The following is a 19,814-nucleotide window of genomic DNA, read 5'->3' as shown; positions in this document are numbered from 1 at the left end:
GCTCCGCGCCAGCGTAGAGCGCCGGACCGGCACGATGTGACTACGCTCGTCCTATGCCCAGCCGCCACATACGCGTCCAGGGTGCCCCCGAGGCTCCGCTGCGGGCCGCGCTCGCCGCCCTGCGGGACGAGCTCGGCGTCCCGGACGGCTTCCGGCCCGAAGTCCTCGCGGAGGCCGAGAGCGCCGCCAGGTATCCGGCCGTACCCGCCCACGACGCGACCGACATCCCCTTCTTCACGGTCGACCCGCTCGCCGCGAACGACCTCGACCAGGCGATGCACCTCTCCCGCCACCAGGGCGGCTACCGCGTCCGGTACGCCATCGCCGACGTCGCCGCCTTCGTCGTCCCCGGCGGCGACCTGGACTCCGAGGCGCACCACCGGGTGAACACGCTCTACTTCCCGGACCTGCGCGTCCCGCTCCACCCCGACGTGCTCGGCGAGGGCGCGGCCAGCCTGCTCCCCGGCCAGACCTGCCCGGCCGTCCTGTGGACCATCGACCTGGACGCGGAGGGCCGGACACGGACCGCCGACGTCCGCCGCTCCCTCGTCCGCAGCCGGGCCAAGCTGGACTACGCCGGCGTGCAGCGGCGGATCGACGAGGGGACCGCCGAGGAAGCCCTCGCCCTGCTGAAGGAGATCGGCGAGGCGCGCGTCCGCCTGGAGGCGGAGCGCGGCGGCATCTCCCTCGGCGTGCCGGAGCAGGAGATCGTCGAGTACGACCACACCTACCGGCTCGGCTACCGCGCCCCGCTGCCCGCCGAGTCCTGGAACGCCCAGATCTCCCTGCTCACCGGCATGACCGCCGCCGACCTGATGCTCGGCTACGGCACCGGCGTCCTGCGCACCCTGCCCACCGCGCCCGACGGCGCCGTCGCACGGCTGCGCCGTACCGCCGCCGCCCTGCACATCGACTGGCCGCACCACGTCTCCTACGCGGCCCTCATCCGCTCCCTGGACCCGCGCCGCCCGCGCCACGCGGCCTTCCTCCAGGAGTGCACCACGCTGCTGCGCGGCGCCGGCTACACCGTCTTCCGGGACGGCGTCCTGCCCGCGGTCAGCACCCACGCGGCCGTGGCCGCCCCCTACGCGCACTGCACCGCGCCGCTGCGCCGCCTGGCCGACCGCTACGCCGCGGAACTGTGCCTGGCGGCCGCAGCCGGCGAGGACCCGCCCGACTGGGTGCTGACGGCGCTCGACCTGCTGCCCAAGGAGATGGCGGAGGGCACGCGGCGGGCGGGCACGGTGGAGCGGGAGTGCGTCGACATCGTCGAGGCGGCCCTGCTCAAGGACCGGGTCGGGGAGGTCTTCGACGGGTGCGTGGTGGAGGTCGAGGAGCACCGGCCGACCGTCGGAAGGGTGCTGCTGCAACAGCCCGCCGTCATAGGCCGGATCGAGGCCGGCGCGCCGCTTCCGCTGGGCGAGCGGCTGCCGGTGCGGCTGACCCGGGCCGATCCGGGGACGGCGAAGATACGGTTCGCGCCCGCGTGAGCCGGCCGCCCGTCGTGAGCTGCCGTACGAGACCGGTCGCGTCGTCGGCGTGCAACCGCACCACGCGCACCTCGCGGGCCCGGCCCGGCAACGTGAAATGGGTGACGGGCACGGCCAGTTCGACGGTCACGGAGGTCTGCGAGCCGACGGGCACGTCGAGTTCGCCGTCGCTCCGCTCGTGCCGGTAGCGCGTCTCGCGCCGCACGGAGGCGATCGCGTCCAGCGGGATCCGCAGATCGAGCCGGACGCCGGCCCGGACGTGCAGCGCGTCCGCGGTCAGCAGGTGCGGGTGGACCACGGCGGCCGCGTGCAGGCCGACGACGAAGAGGACCGTGTACACGTCCAGGACGAGGACGGCCAGGTGCACGGCGGGCCAGGCGCGCAGCAGCACCGCGAGGCCCGCCGTCTCGACCACGCACACGAAGGCGAGCCCGGCCGCCATGGCGCCCTGGCCCCGGGCGTACCCGAAGCGCTCTCCCGTCCCGCGGGTGCGCCGGGCGGCCCACGCCACCAGGCTCGCCAGGAGCCGTCCCTCGTGCCGGAGCACGGCGTGCACGGCCCTCGTCGCCCTCCTGGTCCTCACGGCCGTTCTCCGGTGACCAGGTCCAGCGCCTGCCGGACCGCGGCGGCCTGGGCCGGCGCGAGGTCGGCGTACAGGGCGCGCAGGAAACTGTCCTCGTGGTCGACGCCACCGCCCTCGGGGACCGCCTCGCGCGGGATGCAGTCGGCGAGGACGCGGGCGGCCCCGGCCACCCGCGGGTCGCCGGGGTCCGCGTCGGCGAGCGCGTCGAGCAGGGCGTAGGCCTCGTCGGCGCGGGCCATCGCCCGCGGCGACCCGGCGATGGCACCGGCGAGGCTCATCAGCCGTTCCCGGGCCGCCGGATCGGCCACCGTGTCCATCAGGGCGAACACCTCACGGTCCCGGGCCGCCATCGGGGAGCCGGCCAACCGCGGGGCCGTCTCGGCGAACAGCGCGGCCAGTTCGGGCGAGACCGGCCCCTCCGCGGGCAGCTCGCCCGCGTCCAGCAGGGCCCGCAGCCGCTGCCGCCGCTCCCGGATCCCCGCCTCCTGCCGGGCCAGGTCCTCGTCGAGTTCGGTCAGCACCTCGGCGAGATCCTTGCCGGCGTCGTCGGCGAGCACGTCCCGCACCTCGGTGAGCCCGAGTCCCAGCTCGGTCAGCCGCCGGATCCGCGCCAGGACCACGGCGTGCCGCAGGGTGTAGTCCCGGTAGCCGTTGGAGAGGCGCTCGGGCTCGGGCAGCAGGCCCAGGTGGTGGTAGTGCCGCACCGTGCGCGTGGTGACGCCGACGGTCGCGGCGAGTTCTCCGATCCGCATGCCACCAGTACAGACGTTGACGCCGCGGCAAGGTCAACCGCGGGCTCAGCCGGCGGTCGCGACGAACCAGCGGGCCAGCGCGTCGTCGAGGCCGTCCGAGCGGTCCTCGTCCCCGTCGGCGGCCCAGGCCGTGAACCCGTCCGGCCGCACCAGCAGACCGGTCAGCTCCGGCCGCCCCGCGCAGACCGCGGTGACGACGTCCACCCGGTCGCCGTACGCCTCGGCGCGGGCCCGCAGCTTCGGGTCGTCGGCGAGGTCGAAGAGCATCGCCCGGCCGTCGCGCAGCCGCTCGCCGAGCCGGGTGCCGTCGGAGAACTCCAGGTCAGGGGCGCTCCGGCCGGTCAGCGGGTGGTCGCCGGGCAGGTCGTAGCGCTGCCGGACGCCGGAGATCTGCCCGACCAGGTACGTCGTGCCCTCCCGCGTCAGCGCGAGGTCGGTGACCACCCGGCGCAGGGCGCGGGCGTGCCGGTCGGGCCGCATCACGGCGACCTGGGCGCGGGTCCAGTCCAGCACCCAGGCGCCGACCGGATGCCGTTCGGCGGTGTAGCTGTCGAGCAGCGACTCCGGGGCCCGCCCCCCGGCCACGGCGGCGAGCTTCCAGCCGAGGTTCATGGCGTCGCCGAGCCCGAGGTTGAGGCCCTGCCCGCCGAACGGCGAGTGGACGTGGGCCGCGTCGCCCGCGAGCAGCACCCGGCCCTTGCGGTAGGTGTCCGCCTGCCGGGCGTTGTCGGTGAACCGGGTCGAGGAGCGCACCTCGTGGATGGTCACCTCGGGCACCCCGGACACCCGGCGCAGGGCGGCCTGGAGCTCCTCGGCGGTGATGGGCGCGGCACGGTCGGCGGGCGGCCCGTCGAACTCGACGGTCAGGATCCGCCCGGGGAACGGCCCGTTGACGTACGTCCCCACGTCCGTGGTGTTCCAGCCGGTCCCCAGCCGCTCGCCGCCGCTCATCTCGACGACCGCCTGGTAGCCGGTGATCTCCGGCTCGCTGCCGGGGAAGCCGAACCCGGCGAGCTTGCGGACGGTGCTGCGCCCGCCGTCGCACCCGACGAGCCACCCTGCCCGTACCGTCCGCCCGCCGTCGAGGTGTATCAGGACCCCGTCCTCGCCCGCGTCGAAGCCGGTCAGCTCCACGCCCCGGCGCACCTCGACGCCGAGCCGGTCGGCGCGGGCGGCCAGGATCCGCTCCAGGTCGGCCTGCGGGACACCGAGGCCGACCCGGTCGGCGGGGCCGATGTCGGCGAACGCCGGGTCGGAGTCGTCGAAGAGGTCGCCGCGCATCATGATCCCGGCGAAGTGCCCGGCGAACTTCGGGGGAGTGCGGGGGGCGTCGGCGGCCGGGGGAGCGGCGGGCGAGTCCGGGGCCGGGGGAGTGGCGGGCGCGTCGTCGGCCCGGTCTCCGAGGAAGGCCCGCATGCGCCACCGGTTCCGCTCCCAGGCCTCGGCCAGCTCGGGCAGCATGCCCCGCCGGTAGAGGGCCACCGCGCCGGCCGTGTTGATGCCGCCGGCCTTGATGGTCACGTCCACCTCGGCCAGCCGCTCCACGACCAGCACGTTCGCGCCGCCGAGCCGCAGCTCGCCGGCGAGGAAGAGGCCGACGGGTCCGCCGCCGGCCACCACCACGTCGTAGGTCTCGCGGGTGTCGTCGTTCGTGCGATGAGTCGATGTCATGACTTCACTGTAGTCACTAAAACTTTCGAGCGGCTATAGTTTTCGTGTGACGAACGACAACAGGCCGGTGGAGACCCTGCGGGAGCGCAAGAAGCGCGAGACGCGGCAGCGGATCTCCAACGTCGCGACGGTGATGTTCCGGGAGCACGGCTTCGACAAGGTGACGGTCGCCGAGGTCGCACGGGCGGCCGGCGTCTCCGCGATGACCGTCTTCAACTACTTCCCGCGCAAGGAGGACCTGTTCCTCGACCGCATCCCGGAAGCCGTCGCGGCCTTCTCCGGCGCGGTGCGCGACCGCGACCCCGAGGAGACCCCGCTCACCGCGCTGCGCCGCCTGGCCTTCCGGTTCATCGACGCCGGGCACCCGCTGGGCGGCGTCGGCGAGGGCTTCGAGGGCTTCTGGCCGGTCGTGGCCGGCTCACCGGCGCTGCTGGCACGCGCCCGCGAAGGCGCCGAGGAGGTGGAACGGGCGCTGGCCGGAGCGCTCGCCGAGGCCGGGCAGGCCGACCCGGAGCTGCTCGCGGCCGTGACCGTCGCCGCGTACCGCTCGGTGTGCGTCACCTCGGTCCGCCGCCAGCTGGCGGGCGAGCCGTTCCCGGAGGTCGCCGCGGACCACCGGGAACGGATGGGCGCCGCGTTCGACGCGCTGGAGCGGATGAGGGATGGAACCGGCGCCTGAACGCGTTGCACCCTTGACGCGCAGGGGGCCGCACAGGGGGTGCCGGAAGTGGCGGAACAAGCACGGTGGACGAGGGCGCGGCTGGGCCGGTGCGGGCCGCCGCTCGACCTGCTGACGGCACGGTTCGACAAGCACGTGTACGCGCCGCACGCGCACGCCGAGTTCACCATCGGGGTGTGCGTGGGCGGCTCCGAGGTCATCGACTACCGGGGCGGCCGCGTCTACAACGGCCCCGGCTCGATCGTCGTCCTGGCGCCCGGCGAGATGCACACCGGCCGCCCCGCCACGCCCACCGACGGCTACGCCTACCGCGCCCTGTACGCCGACCCGTCCCTGCTCGCCGACGGCACCCTGGGCACCGGCACCCCGCACTTCCGGGACGCGGTCCTCGACGACCCCGAGCTGGCCGCGGCCCTGCGCCGGGCCCACACCGACCTGGCCGGACGCCCCGACCCCCTGGAGGCGGAGTCCCGCCTGCCCTGGCTCCTGACGGCCCTGTCCCACCGCCACTCCACGGCCCGCCCGGCACCGGACCGGATCCCCGGCTCGCACGGCATATCCCTCGCCGTCCGCGACCGGCTCGCCGACGAACTCACCGCCCCGCCGTCCCTCGCCGCCCTCGCCTCCGACCTGGGCCTGTCCCGCTACCAACTCCTGCGGGCCTTCAGTACGACGATGGGCGTGCCGCCGTACGCGTGGCTGGCCCAGTACCGGGTGACCCGGGCCCGCGCCCTCCTGGACTCCGGCGTACGCCCGGCCGAGGCCGCCGCCCTGGTGGGCTTCGCCGACCAGGCCCACCTCACCCGCTGGTTCCGCCGGGTGCTGGGCGTGACCCCGGCGGCCTACCGCAACAGCGTTCAAGACCCGGCACGCTCCTGACACCGATCCTGTACGCATGACTGCACGAGGCTGGTTCCTCTTCTCCCTCATGGGAGTGATCTGGGGCGTCCCCTATCTGATGATCAAGGTGGCGGTGGACGAGGTGTCCCCGTCGACGGTGGTGTTCGCCCGCTGTGCGGTGGGCGCGGTCCTGCTCCTCCCCCTGGCGATCCGCCAGGGAGGCCTGTGGCTGACGATCCGCACCCACTGGCGCCCGATGCTGGCCTTCGCGTGCATCGAGATCATGGGCCCGTGGTTCACGCTCACGGATGCGGAACGCCACCTGTCCAGCTCGACGGCGGGCCTGCTGATCGCGGGCGTCCCGATCGTGGGCGTGGTCGCGGCGCGCTTCCTCGGCGACACGGAACACCTGGGCGCACGACGGGTGACGGGCCTCCTGATCGGCCTGGCCGGCGTGGGCGTCCTGACCGTCCCCCACCTGACCGGCGGCGACGCCCGCTCCCTCGCCGAGGTCCTGCTCACGGTCATCGGCTACGCGACGGCCCCCCTGATAGCGGCCCGCCGCCTCAAGGACGTCCCGACCCTGCAACTGATAGCCCCCTGCCTCACCCTGGCCACCCTGGTCTACGCCCCCGCTGCAGCGGCCACCTGGCCCACGTCGGCGCCCTCCACCAACGCGCTGCTCTCCCTCCTCGCCCTGGGCGTCCTGTGCACGGCGGTGGCGTTCGTGGCCTTCCTGGAACTGATCAAGGAGGTGGGCCCGACCCGCTCGACGGTGATCACGTACGTCAACCCGGCGGTGGCGGTGGCGGCGGGCGCCCTCTTCCTGGACGAGCCCTTCACCGCGACGATCGCGATCTCCTTCGCCCTGATCCTGACCGGCTCGGTCCTGGCCACACTGGCCTCACCCCCGAAGGCCTCCCCCGCCCCGACCCCGGTCCGCCCGGCCCGCCAGTGGCTCCGCCGCGGGCCGGCGTCGGCCCAGGCCTCACGGCCGGAACGGGACGAGGCCGGGGCTCGCTAGGTGTGCGGCGGGGAGGGGGGCAGGGAAGAGGCCGAGGCCGGTGCTCGCTCAGCCCCAGGTGGGAAGGCGAACGAAGCCGGAGCTTGCTCGCTCAGCCCCCGGCGCCGGAACGAGACGAGGCCGGCGCCCGCTACCATGGTCCACACGGCAGACGAGCCGGGCGGACGGCCGCGTGGAGTCTCTCAGGAGACTTCCCGAGGAACGTCCGGGCTCCACAGGGCAGGGTGGTGGCTAACGGCCACCCGAGGCGACTCGCGGGACAGTGCCACAGAAAGCAAACCGCCGGGGACCTCGGTCCTCGGTAAGGGTGAAACGGTGGTGTAAGAGACCACCAGTGCCCAGGGTGACCTGGGCAGCTAGGTAAACCCCACCCGGAGCAAGGTCAAAAGGAGCGCTGTCAAAGGCTCTCTGCGGGGACGTTCGAGGGCTGCCCGCCCGAGTTCCCGGGTAGACCGCACGAGGCCGGTGGCAACACCGGCCCTAGATGGATGGCCGTCACCCCGACGCCCGCGAGGGCCCGGGGGACAGAACCCGGCGTACAGCCCGACTCGTCTGCCGCTTCGCTTTTTTGCGGGTCAGTGAGCCATTCCTCAGCGCACATGATCGTTAACCGATGTCGACACGAGCCCCTCGTTGCCGAGTCCGTCGTGTCGGTACCGCGATCCGTGCGTAACGTGCCGTTGAGGCTCATCTCCATGACACCCCAAGAGCTTCCCGGCTGAGTCCGCCGCAGTGTAATGCGCCCTGTAGCAAGCGCCATTGGCCCTGCGTAGCAGTGTGTCTGCGTGGTAGAAAACTGATGCTGTGCCCACGCTCTGACCGCTTGTGTCGACCAGTTGCCGTCGAATATTAAGGAGCCCTTGGCTGTGCCACCTACTTTGTATCGAGACACTGGTTACACGCTCCGGCACCTGATCGAGAACATCGAAGGCGGACGCATCGGACTCCCCGACATTCAGCGCCCGTTCGTCTGGTCCGCGGCGAAGACCCGCGATCTCTTCGACTCGATGTATCGGGGTTACCCGATCGGCACCCTGATGTTCTGGGAGACCGGCGCTGAGGTGGGGACGCGACAGATCGGAACGGAAGCTGGCGATCGAACACCGCAGCTGTTGGTCGTTGACGGACAGCAGCGGCTCACTGCCCTGTTCGCCGTCCTCACCGGGCGTAAGATCGTCACCAAGTCCTTCGACGAGATCAACGTTCGCATCGCGTTCCACCCGGAGGATCAGACGTTCGAGGTCACGGACGCGGCGATCGAGCGTGACGCTCACTTCATTCCGGACATCACCGCACTCTGGGCCCGAGGCGGTTACAAGCCCACCGTCCGGCAGTTCTTCCAACGGCTCGAACAGGCCAGCGAACAGCCTTTGTCGGACGCTGCCAAGGATGAGCTCGAAGAACGCATAGACAGGGTCCGGGACCTGCACGAGTTTCGCTTCCAGGTTGTGGAGCTGGGCGCTTCGGCCAACGAGGAGCAGGTCGCCGATATCTTCGTGCGCATCAACTCCGAAGGCGTGAAGCTCAACCAATCCGACTTCATCCTCACTCTGATGTCAGTACATTGGGAGAAGGGGCGCCGCCAGCTCGAAGACTTCAGCCGCAGCGCGGTGATCGCAGGACTTCCCGGTCCGAGCCCTCGGAACGCCTTTCTTGATCCCCGCCCGGACCAACTGCTGCGCGTAGCCGTCGCTGTTGCTTTCCGGCGCGCCCGTCTGCAGCACGTCTATAGCGTCCTACGAGGAAAGGACCTCGAAACCGGCAAGGTCACCGCCGCTCGACGTCAGGAGCAGTTCGACCGGCTCGCCCAAGCACACACCAAGGTCCTGGACCTGACCAGCTGGCACGAGTTCTTCCAGTGCGTCACGGCGGCTGGTTTCCGCAGCCGCAAGATGATCACCTCCGACAACGCCCTGCTGTACGGCTACACGATCTGGCTGATCGGACGCCACGATTTCGGGCTGACGGCTGATGAACTCCGTCCAGTGATCGGCCGGTGGTTCTTCATGGCGCACACCACCGGCCGGTACTCCAACTCACCGGAGTCACAGATGGAGTTCGACCTGGGGCGCATCGGCCATCTGCCGTCAGGTGACGGCCGGGCCTTCACCGCAGAGCTCGACCGGATCATCGCAGCGAACTTCACCGGTGACTATTGGGACATCTCCCTGCCGAACCGGTTGGACACATCATCGTCTCGTTCACCAGTGCTGTTCGCGTACCAAGCGGCGCTCAACATCCTCGACGCCGACATGCTTTTCGGCGACCAACGAATCCGTGATCTGCTGGACCCCTCAGTCAAACCCGCCAAGGCTGTCGACCGGGACAACCTGTTCCACCGCAAGACACTCGCCGGACTGGGTATTACCGACCGACGCCAAGTCAATGCCATCGCCAACATGGCCTACGTAACGTGGCCAGCGGACGAGCAGTCCAACACTGACGCACCGCACGACTACTGGCCGAGAATCACGGACGCGATGGACCCGGAGGCGATCAAACGGCAGGTACGTTGGCACGCGCTCCCGGTCGGCTGGGAGCAGCTCGACTATCTCACCTTCCTGGAACGGCGGCGCCAGCTAATCGCCAAGGTGGTTCGGGAAGCGTTCGAAACCCTCACGGGAGAACGTCCTGCGTACGTCCCGACCACCCCGGCCGACATGATCGCCGCCGGCGAGTCCCAGGGCACTGAGTTCAAGGCAAGCGCCCGCTGGAACGTGCACACCCGTCAGGCCGACAAGTCCCTACGGCACAACATCGTCAAGGCCGTCTGCGGCTTCCTGAACGGCGAGGGCGGAAACCTGTATATCGGCGTCGCCGACGACGGGACTGTCCTCGGCATCGAGAACGACCTCGCCACTCTGGAGTCGCAGGCCAGCGTCGACGGGTACGAGCTCTTCGTACGCCAACTCCTCGACAGCAGCCTGTCGACCCTGACAGCGACCACTGTCCGCGTACGCTTCCCTGAAGTTTCTGGCAACGTCGTCTGTCAGATCAGCGTTGCTGCGGCAGGCAGGCCGGTGTTCGCCAAGCCCGCCAAGGGCGGCAACGGCGCTACCGACTTCTGGGTCCGGGTCGGCAACGCCACCAAGCAACTCCACGGCGATGACCTCCTGCGCTACCAGGAGGAACACTGGGGATGAGCGTCCTCAGGGCCCGTCCGGTCCGCCTCCACGCCTCCTCGTCGACCGGCTTGAACACACAATGGCCCGCGCGCTGTGGGTGCTGGGCAAGGAGTTGGGCGAGGGCGAACTGCCGGGGCGTGCCGCCCGCGCTCTGGATGGGTGCGGCGACGTGTTCCACGAGAACCTGGTTTGCTGCGTGATACTCCGCAGTGAAGTGAGGGATGGTCGTGTAGGTGCCACCGTCCGTGAACGGCACGTCGACGGTGCTGCGAAGTACGCCCTCTCAATAGCGACGCAACCGCGCCAGCGTCGCGGTAGCCGGAGTGTAGGTGGCACAAGGCGGGACTCGCCCTGAGCCGGGTGTCACCTGCCCCCGTGCTCCGTGTCCACCCACGAACTGTCCAGGAACGGGCTGGGCTGGCCGTGCCAGAAGACGTCCACGCTGTCGCGGGCCCGGGTAGCGGCCACGAAGAGCAGGGATCTGGCCCGTTGGATCTCGTGGCGGTAGCGCGTGGGTTCGACGTCACGCAGTCGGCTCACGTCGGCACGCGGGACGAGCCCATCGGTCACGCCCGCGATGATCATCCGCTGGTACTCCAGCCCCTTGAACCGGAACATCGTGCCGATGTGCACGCCGGTGGAGCCGTTTGGTCCGTCAGAGCGGATCTCCACCGCGTCGATGCCGTGCAGCTTGAGCGTGTACCCCATCTCGGTCGCCATCTGGTTGGTCGGGACGCACACCGCGATCTGCTCGTGCGGGACAGCCGTGTCCGTGTCTGCGTCCCACCCTGCGATCAGAGCGGCCACGCCTTCCCGCTCGGCGTCCCAGTCCGGGAAGGCGTGCCCGGCGGGGAGCCCGCCATTGAGCACGGAGCGGTAACCGGCGAGGGTCTCCGTGCCGCCGTCGAGATCGTCGTACGTCGTCTCGCCCAGGACTCCGAGGGCCGAGCGCAGGATCTGCCGCGTGGTGCGGTAGCTGAGGGTCAGCTTCGCGGACCGGCCGCGGATGTTGACGCCCAGACTGCCGAGTGTCACCTGGTTCTTGTAGATGCGTTGGTGGGTGTCGCCCACCATGAACAGGTCGTCGGACGTACGAGGGGCCATGGCGCGCAGCATCTTCCAGTGGGCGGGGCGCAGGTCCTGGGCCTCGTCCACCACGATGTGACGGTAGCGGTGGCGCAGCCAGCCACCGGAGCCGTCCTGGAGGTGGATGTTGTCGAGGCCACCCGCTTCCTCCCGCTGCCGCGCGATGTTCTGGATGCGTTGCTCGCGGCCCATCTCCAGGCGTGCCGCGCGCTCCGCGATCTGGTCCCAGGTCTGCCTTCCGAGCCGGTCGAGCCGCTGGGTGAAGCGTTCGGCGAGCTGCCAGATCTCGGCCCGTTCGGCGCGGCCGATGCTCTTGCCTCGCCCGGCCCGCCGGGCCCGGAAGTAGTCGGTGCGGCTGCCGACGGCCTGGCCGAGGATGACCTGGGTCCACTCCTCGTGCAGGAACTCCGGGTCCCAGGTGTCCTCGCCCAGTTCGTCGAGCAGCGCGCGCCACTCGCGTACGGCCTGTCCGTCGTCGATGGCCTGCTTGCCGTTGCCGGGTTCGGCCTCGCGGACGACGCGCAGCGCCAGCTGGTCGACGTGACTCACCTCGACCCGGCCGAGCAGTTCGTCGCCGCCCAGCTCCAGCAGCCGGGAGCGCAGGTCCGCGGCGAGGTTCTTGTTGAAGGTGGTGAGGAGGACGGGCTTGTCGTGCCCTGGTGAGAGCTGCCGGACGAGGTGGCGCACCCGGTGCAGCGCGACGACGGTCTTGCCCGTGCCGGGCCCGCCTCCGACCCGGGCCGGGCCGCTGTAGCGGCGCTCGACGAGCTTTGCCTGCGTGGGGTGCAGGAAGCTCTTCCACCGGCCGAAGTCACCGCTCTCCAGCGCTCCGCGGAGGTCTTCGTCCGTGGTGGTGACGACCGTCGCCAGCCGCTCGGCGGCGGCCGCGAGGTCGTCCGGGTCGACCGGCTCGGTGGCGGCGACCGGCCTGGTCACCTGGTCGAGTACGTCCTCGTACGACGCGCCGTCGAACAGCGCGATCAGCACCTCACCGGTCAGCTGCGGCGCGTACTCGACGAGGCCGAGCAGCTGGTCCTCCGTGGTGAGCGTACGGATGACGGGCAACAAGGGTTCCGCGACACCGAGTTCGGTCAGCTGACGGTCGGTCCAGGCGGTGAACAACGGTTCCGGGAGGTGCGCCGACGGCCGTGGTTCGGGAGCGGGCCGCGTCTGAGCGGTCGCGCCGGGCAGCCTGCCCAGGACGCTGTCTTCCACGATCTCCAGATCGACGTACTCGATGCCGCCGGTGACCTGGTTGACGCCGTACGAGAGCCGGTTGTAGACGTCCTTGCGGTGCTTGACGGAGACGATCAGCCAGTCGTCGTCGGCGAGCCGCAGCAGCAGGGCTCGGTACTCGTCGTTGACGCGTGCCGACCAGAGCCGGTGGTCGCCCTTGAGCTGCTGGAGCTTGAGACCGGTGGTGTGCGGGTTGGTCCTGAACTTGTGCTGGAAGTCGAAGAAGGCGCCCTTGACCGTGCGGGGCAGCTTGAGGATCTCCTTGTCGGCCCTGTCGAGCAGGCGCAGTGTGACGCCGGAGGTGGTCATCGCTTCGGCTCCCCCTCGTTGGTGCTGTTCTCGTTCCGGTCCCGGCCGTCGAGCCGGGCGATCAGTTCCGTGCTGTCCCACTCGTCCGCCGTGCGGACCGTCCAGCCGGCCGCCGCGAAGGCGTGCTTCTGGTCCTGGGCCTCGTAGTCCGGCTCGTCGCCGGTCGGGCGGGGAGCCCTGACCACGCCGATCCGGACGTCCGGCCAAGCGAGTTCGGCCTGCCAGCCCCGACCGTCCAGTTCGTAGCCGTCCCGGGGGACCGGCACCGCCGCCGACGCCAGCATGTGCGCGAGGGCGGTGAGTTCCGGCTCCTCCGGGTCCAGCAACTCGATGACCCGATCCCAGCGGGGATCCCGTCCGGGCCCCGTGCCGCCGGGCTGCTCGGCCATCTCCGGCTCCGGCGCGGTCGTCTCGTCCCCGGTGACGGCGGGTACGGCCGGTACGGCGGGGACGGCCGACACGGCGGCCGCTCCCACGGCGGAGGGCTCCTTGGCGGCTCCGTGGGCCGGGACGCGCATGGATGTCAGCCAGCCCTCTCCGCCGGTCACGGTGAGGACCTCGGGACGGAAGCCGTCGATCATGCTCGACGTCAGCTGCGCGCTGTCACCGCCGCCGTGTTCGAGGAACTGCAGCACATTGCCCCACCAGAGCCAGGTGCGCCAGCGCCGCTTGTGAGCCGGCCCTTCCTCCAGAGCCGCGACCCTGTCGTCGAGGACGGCCAGCCCCGTCCACACGGGTGGGGTCCGTCTGCCGTCGGCGGCCAGCACCAGACGGCAGCCCGACGCGTCGGAGCCGTACAGCATCCGCACCGGCCCTGTGGTCCCGGCGGGTGCGCCCCCGCGCAGCGCCTCGCTGATGCCGGTCGCGGCTTCGGCGCCGGTGAGCGCGGCACCGCGGGTCCCGTCCGCCCCGCTCATGCCCGCGGCCACCGCTTCGGCCCGCCGCCGCCAGCGTTCGGGATCGGGCGAGCGCAGGTAGGCCAGGAGCGTCCGCGCCGGGTTGACCCACATCGTCTCGGCCAGCTCGCCGGGCAGCCCGCGGCCCACCCGGTCGTAGTAGTCGCGGGCACGTTGTTGTCCGGCGGTGCCGTAGGGCGTCCAGACGGAGGTGTCCGTGGCGGTTCCGCTGTATCCGGGGTCGTTGATCCGGCGCCGCCATGCGATCACGTCGTGGTAGGTGAGTTGGAACACCCGCACCCCCTCGGCGCGGAGCCTGGTGCGCTTCCTGGCGTCGTCCGCGAGCCGGTCGTGTTCGCGGGTGGCGTGGTACGCGTAGCCGTCGAGGTACAGGGCGACGCGGGGACTCGGGGAGTCCAGCCGCTCCAGGAGTATGTCGGGCCGGGTGTCCTCCAGCGCACGCTGCTGGGAGACCCGCCAGCTCACGGTGGACCCGTCCGGTGCCGTGAGCCTGAGGTCCAGGGCATAGGTGCCAGCCGAGGTGGTGTAGGCGTCCGCCGCGGCCTTCGACTCCGGCAGCTTCGCCCAGTCCCGCAGCGTCTCCACGAACAGAACCTCAAGGTCGCTCTCGGCCTGCCGTTGGAGCGGGATGTCCTGGGTGGTCGTCACCCGTGAGGTGCGCCAGCGCTCTCCGTCGGCACCGAGCAACTCGTCCAGCATCTGACGGACCTCGTTGCGGCTGACCTTGTCGTAGTCGGAGGCCGGCACCCGGCGCAGCAGACACTGGTGGCAGCCGTCCAGGCCCTTCTCCCGACACGAGCAGTGCTCGATGACGTCGCGAGCCCTGAGCAGCACCTCCCGGAAGCCGTCCGAGGAGGCCAGCCGGTGCAGGTACCCGGTGCCGCCGGGCAGCCGGTCGTACACGACCAGGAACCGCCGGGGCCAGTCGGCGTCCGGGTCGCCCGCGTCGTCCGGCATGGTCGCCTCGGCGATGTCGATGTGGTCGGGATCGCCGCCGTAGCGGGCCGCGATCCCCGCGAACAGGGCGGCTGTGAACGACGCGAGGCGCTCCTTGACGCGGGCCACCGAGGCGGGCAGCAGGATGCGGACGGCCTCGGTGGTCAGTTCGTGGGCCAGCAGCAGGGGTACGTCCTGGCCCGCGCCCCGCGCTCCGGCCGTGTCCGTCGTGGCGCCGCGGACCCGACGGCGCGGACACCACAGCAGATGGTGCGCGGAAGCCGGGACACTCGTCGCCCCCGACTCGGTCAGCGCGTGCTGGGGTACGTCCACCACCGGTTTGCCATCGGCGGTCGCGCCGCCGCAGGAGGTGCAGACGTAGAACGGGTTGAGGCGGACGTCCTCCCCGGCGAGCGGCACCGTGCTGCTGCCGTCCTCGCGGTCGAGACCGAGGTTCAGGGTCCGGATCACGGCGTGGCGGGTGAAGTCCACGCCGAACACGGCCTCGTCGTGCCGCCAGGATCCTGGAACGAGGCGGTCGGGGTCGATGTCGGCGGTGGTGAGGGTCGCGTAGCGCCTGCGGTCGCGTTCGTCCCGGTCGTCGCGCACCCTGGCGTCCTCGCGCTTGTCGCGGGACAGCACCCGCCGGGGGCGCAGGACGTACTGGACGCAGCCCGCGTCGGCGATCTCCCGGCCACGGCAGCGCGGGCACGGCGTCGTGTCACGCTCGGCGTTCTCGGTCCGCACGAAACCGCAGGAGGGACAGAGCCGCCACACGGACCAGGCGCGCCGGTCGGGACCTCCGATGTCGAGGGCGCGCACCACGTGCCGGTAGCCGTTGACGTAGAAGCTGTTGCCGGGGGCGAGTTCGGTCAGGGCGAGCGCGCTGGACCGTTCGTAGTCCCGGGTCTCACTGCGGTACACCTTGGCACCGGGCGGCCGGGCCCCCTCCTCCTGCGGCGCGTCCTCCTCGCCGGGGGTCTCCGACCAGTACAGCGTCGCTTCCAGCATGGTGGTGGTGTCCGTCAGGCTGTAGTTCGGCAGCAGCCCGAGGTCCACCAGCGTGGCGTGCGCGGCGGACTGGCTCAGTTCCCGCAGCAGGTCCCCGGCGGCCCGGCGCTCGGCCAGCAGCTCTCGCCGCTCCCGGTCCTGTGAGTCGTCGGAGCGGGCCAGCTGCCCGGCCGCCTCGTCGATCGCTGCGATTCTGCGGCGTACCTCCTCGCGCCGGCCGGTCCAGTCCTCCTCCGCCTCCTGGAGCGCTCGGACGATGCCACCGGTCGCGTACGCGCGCAGTTCGTCCGCCGCGTGCTCGGAGACGCCCTCCGTGTCGGTGTCCTGGCCGCCGTCGGCGGGGAACAGCGCGAGGAACTCCTCCACCAGGCGAGCCCCGTGGGTCTGCGCGGCGTCCGCGAGATCCTGGCACCATCCGCTGGTGCCGAACAGGGCGGACGACAGCCTGGGCACGGGCGCGAGGGTCTCGCCGTCCGAGGTCCGCAGTTCCCCGCGGGCCGCCAGGTCCAGCAGCCGGGCGGTGTACTGGCGGCGCAGGATCTCCACCGCCGACAGATAGCAGCCCGGCGGCAGGATGGTCCCGGCGATCATCTCCCGCGGCTCGTCCAGGTAGTACAGGTCACGCGCCCTGCGTCCGCCGAACGCGACCACCAGCGCGTTGCCCGTGCGTCGTCCGGCGCGCCCGGCCCGCTGTACGTAGTTGGCCGGTCCGGCGGGCAGCGAGCCGAGCAGGACGGCCGACAGGTCGCCGATGTCGATGCCGAGTTCCAGGGTCGGGGTGCACGACAGGACGTTGGGGTCGGTGTAGTGCGTGCCCGCCTTGAAGGCGCGCTCCACACGCTCGCGTTCGGGGCGGGTGAGCATGCCCGTGTGTTCGGCCGTCACCACGCGGAACGTGCCGCCCGTCAGGTAGAGGCGGCGGTAGTAGTCCCGCCGGTAGTCCCGCTCCCGCACGGGCCTGTCGGGGCGGATGCCCTCGGCCCCGCCGTAGGACGTGTCGCGCTGGGGCGCGGTGAGCCGTCCCCTGCACCGGTAGCGGGGGCAGGGGTGGCCGTACCAGCGGGTGCGCCGCTCGGGGACGACGACCTGCTGCCAGCCGCAGTCCTCGCAGGCGACGAAGGCCTTGTTGACGACGGCGTCGTCGAGCAGGCGGACCTGGATGTGACCCGGCTGGATCCCGTACACCCGGGTCTGCCGGTCGCGGGTGGTCCGCGTCGACAGGACACCCGCGTCGGCGAGGTGGGGCAACAGCCTGCGCAGGTACTCGGTCGCCCCGGCGGCGTCCAGGTCAAGGCATCTGCGAGTCCAGTCCTGGTACCAGCCCAGCCGGCCGGTGACCGCGTCGAACTCGGATCCGTCCTTCTGCCCGTCGAGCAGGAACCGCGGCGGAGCGACGCCCTCGGGGAAGGCGGGCATGCCGTCGGGCCTGCGCCCCGAGATGAGATAGCGGTTGGTCCCGGCTTCCCTGATCCAGGTGTCGAGCCAGTGGTGCCGCACCGCACCGCGCAGCCGCAGCCGTTCCAGCAGGCCCCGGACATAGGCGAGGTAGCGTTCGGGGGTGGGCAGCCCGCCCACGGCCAGCAGCTGGCCGGGCAGCGCCAGGTGCACGTCCCGTGCCAGGTCGGTGACGCCGTCGGGGTCGGCCAGCATCACCTCGGCCGCCGCGGTCCGGGTCAGTTCCAGGGTGCGGCCCATGCGGCTGCGCAGCCCGAACTCCATGACCGTCGCGAAGGCCAGACGCTCGCCGATCAGCCGCCAGGTCCGCGCGTCGCCCGTGCCCCGGCCGGACAGCAGCCGGTCGACGCCCGGCTCGTCGTGGAGATCGGGGGGCACTACGGCGGCCAGCGCCTCGGGGTCGTCCACCGACTCCAGGACGAAGCCGATCAGGTCGTTGAGCGCGGTCGGAGCCCCTGATTCGTCGATGTTGTGTGCGAGCAGCGAGCGCAGTGAGAACTTGTACGAGGCGTTGGCGACGTATCCCGCCCGGTGCGCCGCGTCTTGGGTGGAGTCGTTGAACAGCAGAGTCTTGCGTTCCTCCGGGACGAGCGCGATGTCGCCGCCGGTGAACAGCTGGGTGACCGCCGCCGAGGCGAGGGCCGCCTGGGCGGTACCCAGGAAGCGGATGCTGTTGTCGGTCTGGCAGGCCGGGCACCGGTCGTCCTTCGCGGCCTTGTCAGCACTCTTCCGGTCGAGCAGGGCCAGCACGAACCAGGCGTCGACCAGCTCTCCGTCGTCCGTGGTGGTGGGCAGCCGGTAGGTGCCCCGCCCGCCGTCCAGGACGACGACGGACAGCGGGTCCACGCCGCCGTCCGAGGGCCGGGCTCCGGTCAGCGCGTCGAGTGTCCGCCGTCGCTCGCCGGGGGTGGCGGCGATGAAGTAGCGCAACCGCCGCTTGTCCCGGCCGACGCCGGCCCGCCAGATGCGGTCCTGCGCGGTCACGAGCTGCTGCGGGTCGGCTTCGGGGGACAGGGCCGCCCATCCGGAGCGCCCGCAGTTGCGGCAGTACACGGCCGGAAGGTGCACCTGGGCGGGCCGGGGCGCGGTGTCCGAGCCCGGCAGGGGCTCCGGGCGGCGGCTGGACGCATACGACGGCATGCTCCCGGAGGAGGCGTCGGAGTCCTCCTCGCCGGGCGGCGCGGCGTTGAGCGCGGCCCGGCGCGCGGCGGTCCGGTCGTCCTCGTACCAGCGGAACTCGGGGGTCGGTCCCACGCCGCGCAGCACGCGGGTCACGGGCCGCACCCACAGGTGCGCCTCGATGTGCAGCAGCGGCCGGGGCCTGCGCTCGTCGGATTCCGGGTCACGGGCGGCGGACAGCAGCGCCACGAACCGGGACAGCGCCTGGAGTGCCAGCCGGGGGTTCTCGCGCGCGGTGCGGCCCCAGGAGTAGCCGAACCGGCCTAGCCGGTCCCGCAGCGTCCACTCGTCCAGCGGTTCGCCGTCGAGCAGCGACAGGACGCCGAGGGTGAAGTCGTGCCGCTTCAGCAGCCGTCCGACGCGGAAGGCGTCCAGGCCGGACCGGCCCAGCAGCAGGGTGGCGAGCGCGTTCAGGTCCAGCAGGTCGGGCCGGGCCTCGACGTCCGGTCCGCCGGACACCGCGACGACCTCCTGCGGGGTCGGTGGCTCGGGCAGTTCGTAGTCGACGGCGCCGGTGAACTCCTCGGCGGTCATCCGCTCCTCGCCGATGACCGCGTCCGCCGCGAACGGCATCCCGAACACCCTGGCCGCCACGTCGAGGATGCCCCCGGCCTCCTTCCCGGGCGCTCCCTCGCCGAGGGTCGCGGAGGTCGCCACCGGGCAGATCGACCCCAGGGGTCGGCCCGGCCGGGCCGCGCCGGTGGCCGCGGCGAGCCTGCGCAGCAGCATCGCGACGTCGGTGCCCTGTGCACCGTCGTACGTGTGGAACTCGTCCAGTACGACGTAGGCGGGCTCGGAGCCCTCCCACAGAGCCCGGTCCTCGCCGCGCTGGAGCAGCAGGTCGAGCATCTTGTAGTTGGTGATCAGCACGTCGGGCGGCGTGAGACGCATCTCCTCGCGCCGTGTCATCACCCGCCGGAAGTCGGTGTCGGGCCGGTCACCGATGTACAGACCCGCCGTGACCTGGGCCAGCTCCGGACGCGCCAGGTAGTCGGCGATGCGTCCCGCCTGGTCGGTGGCGAGCGCGTTCATGGGGTAGAGCAGCACCGCCTTGATCCCGCGCACGCCCTCGGCCTTCTGACGCCGGCAGTGGTCCAGTACGGGAATCAGGAAGGACTCGGTCTTGCCGGAGCCGGTGCCGGTGGTCACCAGGGTCGGCCGGGCGGGCCCGTGCAGCGTGGACAGCCGGGCCCACGCCTTCGCCTGGTGCCGCCACGGGGCGAACCCGGGGAATCCCGCCGACCACTCCAGGTCGCGCCGCCAGCCGTCGTCGGCGACATGGAACGGTGTCCGGATCCGCAGGTAGGGCCCGCGGAAGATGCCGGTCTCGGGATGCCCGAGGAAGCGTTCGAGGGCGCCGCGGGTGGTCTCGTCGGCGAGGGCGTACGTCGTCGTGAGGTACTGCGTCAGACTGCCGCGGAGCTGCGCGGCGGCCATGGTGGGCTTCACGACGGTCCCCCTTGCGATGCCGGTGCCCTGGTGATCGGTACCACCGTATATCCGCGGCGCGGTCGGTCCCGA

The 19,814-nt window shown here is 71.7% G+C and carries 10 protein-coding genes and 1 other RNA gene; 6 read left to right on the top strand and 5 right to left on the bottom strand.

All coding sequences use genetic code 11. The features are described from left to right. Window positions 1-53 precede the first annotated feature (53 nt). The gene (locus tag ACIQOE_RS02875) at window positions 54-1,490 is read left to right on the top strand and encodes an RNB domain-containing ribonuclease (protein ID WP_401409243.1); all 1,437 of its coding nucleotides are present in this window, start codon (window positions 54-56) and stop codon (window positions 1,488-1,490) included. Here ACIQOE_RS02875 and ACIQOE_RS02870 read toward each other — a convergent pair. From ACIQOE_RS02870 to ACIQOE_RS02860, 3 genes are read right to left on the bottom strand one after another with little or no spacing between them, the layout of a single operon-like run. Further along, on the bottom strand, window positions 1,381-2,073 hold the full coding sequence (locus tag ACIQOE_RS02870) for a hypothetical protein (protein WP_401409240.1): 693 nt from the start codon (window positions 2,071-2,073) through the stop codon (window positions 1,381-1,383). The two genes, ACIQOE_RS02875 and ACIQOE_RS02870, sit on opposite strands and share 110 nt — an antisense overlap. Beyond that, complete coding sequence (locus ACIQOE_RS02865) at window positions 2,070-2,825, bottom strand: MerR family transcriptional regulator (RefSeq protein ID WP_399008273.1); 756 nt, start codon at window positions 2,823-2,825, stop codon at window positions 2,070-2,072. Before ACIQOE_RS02865 ends, ACIQOE_RS02870 begins: the two co-directional genes overlap by 4 nt. Before the next feature lie 45 nt (window positions 2,826-2,870). After that, entirely contained in the window at window positions 2,871-4,496 is a 1,626-nt protein-coding gene (locus ACIQOE_RS02860) for an FAD-dependent monooxygenase (protein ID WP_401409236.1), read from the bottom strand. A 46-nt stretch (window positions 4,497-4,542) separates the two neighbouring features. On the opposite strand from ACIQOE_RS02860, the gene ACIQOE_RS02855 reads away from it, so the two are divergent. The 5 genes from ACIQOE_RS02855 to ACIQOE_RS02835 all read left to right on the top strand — a co-directional run bounded on the left by ACIQOE_RS02855 (window position 4,543) and on the right by ACIQOE_RS02835 (window position 10,182). Then, window positions 4,543-5,175 carry a TetR/AcrR family transcriptional regulator gene (locus tag ACIQOE_RS02855; protein ID WP_401409233.1) on the top strand — a complete coding sequence of 211 codons (633 nt, stop codon included), beginning with the start codon at window positions 4,543-4,545 and terminating at the stop codon, window positions 5,173-5,175. Between the two features lie 48 nt (window positions 5,176-5,223). After that, window positions 5,224-6,054 (top strand): AraC family transcriptional regulator, encoded by an 831-nt coding sequence (locus tag ACIQOE_RS02850; protein WP_401409230.1) that lies wholly within the window; start codon window positions 5,224-5,226, stop codon window positions 6,052-6,054. Between the two features lie 16 nt (window positions 6,055-6,070). After that, window positions 6,071-7,039, top strand: coding sequence for a DMT family transporter (locus ACIQOE_RS02845; protein ID WP_399008277.1), 969 nt, complete (start codon window positions 6,071-6,073; stop codon window positions 7,037-7,039). A gap of 152 nt (window positions 7,040-7,191) precedes the next feature. Next, an RNA gene (rnpB, locus tag ACIQOE_RS02840) (RNase P RNA component class A) lies at window positions 7,192-7,594 on the top strand. Window positions 7,595-7,905: 311 nt separating this feature from the next. Continuing rightward, window positions 7,906-10,182 carry a DUF262 domain-containing protein gene (locus ACIQOE_RS02835; protein ID WP_401410084.1) on the top strand — a complete coding sequence of 759 codons (2,277 nt, stop codon included), beginning with the start codon at window positions 7,906-7,908 and terminating at the stop codon, window positions 10,180-10,182. A gap of 345 nt (window positions 10,183-10,527) precedes the next feature. On the opposite strand, the gene ACIQOE_RS02830 is transcribed toward ACIQOE_RS02835, so the two are convergent. Beyond that, window positions 10,528-12,795 carry a UvrD-helicase domain-containing protein gene (locus ACIQOE_RS02830; RefSeq protein WP_401409226.1) on the bottom strand — a complete coding sequence of 756 codons (2,268 nt, stop codon included), beginning with the start codon at window positions 12,793-12,795 and terminating at the stop codon, window positions 10,528-10,530. Continuing rightward, window positions 12,792-19,742, bottom strand: a complete 6,951-nt coding sequence (locus ACIQOE_RS02825; RefSeq protein WP_401409223.1) for a DEAD/DEAH box helicase — start codon at window positions 19,740-19,742, stop codon at window positions 12,792-12,794. The genes ACIQOE_RS02830 and ACIQOE_RS02825 overlap by 4 nt, the downstream gene beginning before the upstream one ends. Between the last annotated feature and the right edge of the window lie 72 nt (window positions 19,743-19,814).

It is taken from the genome of Streptomyces sp. NPDC091282 (assembly GCF_044757385.1).
GTDB classification, from domain to species: domain Bacteria; phylum Actinomycetota; class Actinomycetes; order Streptomycetales; family Streptomycetaceae; genus Streptomyces; species Streptomyces gramineus.
Note: the sequence above shows the minus strand (reverse complement) of the source record. Positions and strands in the feature narration are given on the sequence as shown.